Source organism: Mesorhizobium waitakense (assembly GCF_056431085.1).
The window spans coordinates 1-1194 of the sequence record NZ_JBWKME010000032.1 but is presented as its reverse complement, the minus strand read 5'-3'; the positions used below and the strand labels follow the sequence as shown (position 1 = coordinate 1194).

General features: G+C 57.6%; 2 protein-coding genes. Both read right to left on the bottom strand.

Annotated features, from left to right (window positions below; translation table 11 throughout):
- The coding region (locus tag AC07FD_RS09330; RefSeq protein WP_478349602.1) for an Orn/Lys/Arg decarboxylase N-terminal domain-containing protein at positions 1–780 on the bottom strand (780 nt) is incomplete at its 3' end.
- Positions 781–1017: 237 nt separating this feature from the next.
- The gene (locus AC07FD_RS09325) at positions 1018–1158 is read right to left on the bottom strand and encodes an ATP-binding protein (protein WP_478349603.1); all 141 of its coding nucleotides are present in this window, start codon (positions 1156–1158) and stop codon (positions 1018–1020) included.
- Positions 1159–1194: the final 36 nt, after the last annotated feature.

Genomic DNA, 1194 nt, shown 5'->3' with positions numbered 1-1194 from the left:
ACAATTTCGGTCGCACAGGACAAGGTCGCCCCGGCTCACTGTCCCGTGCCAGACGATCTTGTTTGCGGTTGAGGTGCCACCGACTACGAACAGGGTTTCGTCCGAGCCGAAAATGCGGGCTGCGTTGCGCTCCCCCGCGGCAATGGGACCAGTGTGATCAAGCAATGAGCCAAGGTTGCCCACCGACACTGATACGTCAGACCGCAAGGTGTTCTCGCCGAAGAACTCATAGAAGAGCTGGCCTACCGGGCTCTTTCGGAATGCGACTCCGCCACCATGTCCCGGTGTGTGCCAGGAGTAGCTGGAGTGGTACGTGTAATCCATGAGCGCCTTGAACATCGGCGGGGGAAGTCGCTCGAGATAAAGCTGTGCTGCTCGGACGATGGCTCTCGCCATAAACTCGGAAGAATCCTCGAACAGGCGCATGAATGCGTTCGCATGCTTGAGCACGCTTGTCGGGACCATTTCCGCCGTAAGTTCGTCGCCGAACAGGAAGATCGGCAGCCGCTCATTGCGGCTGCGTTTGGCCGCAAGCACCTCCTCGAGGACCGCCCACCGTGTGGAAGCATCCTCCGATCCATCGACGGAGATCAGCCAGCAGGATTCGTTATTGAATACATTGACGAGCCGTTGCGCGTCCTTGTAGCTAATTCCGGTAACAGTACGGAACCCTTCTTTTTCTATGGCAGCCGCCAGCTGTTGCATGCCACGTCCGGCAGCGGACTTTCCTTCGTAGTCTTCATCGATGATCGCGATAGGAAACGCTTGTATCTGTTTCATTGTGCTTCGCCGTTTCTGGGTTGATTCCGGTAGACCTCGATCTCGCAAATCAGAAAAAATCGGCGACAACGTCCCGCTGTCCACTTGGCAATGTCCACTTGTGGACAGTTGACCCTTCGGCGAAAGAGAACAAGGGTGGAAGCGTAAGTTACGGTAGCAGCGTTCGCCGGGCGGAGCTGGTCGGGGTTGCGCAGCCCGGGCGAACGCGGAAGGTGCTTGGGAGCTTCGGAAGGGTGATCAGGCGCAGTTCTTGAACCGCCAGGATTCGTTTCCGGTCTCGATGATCTCGCAATGATGGGTGAGACGGTCGAGCAGCGCTGTCGTCATCTTGGCGTCACCCAACATTACAGGGTGCCGCCATTCTCGACGGGGTGGTATCTCATTTAACCGTCACGGATCCGCGCCACGGCCTTG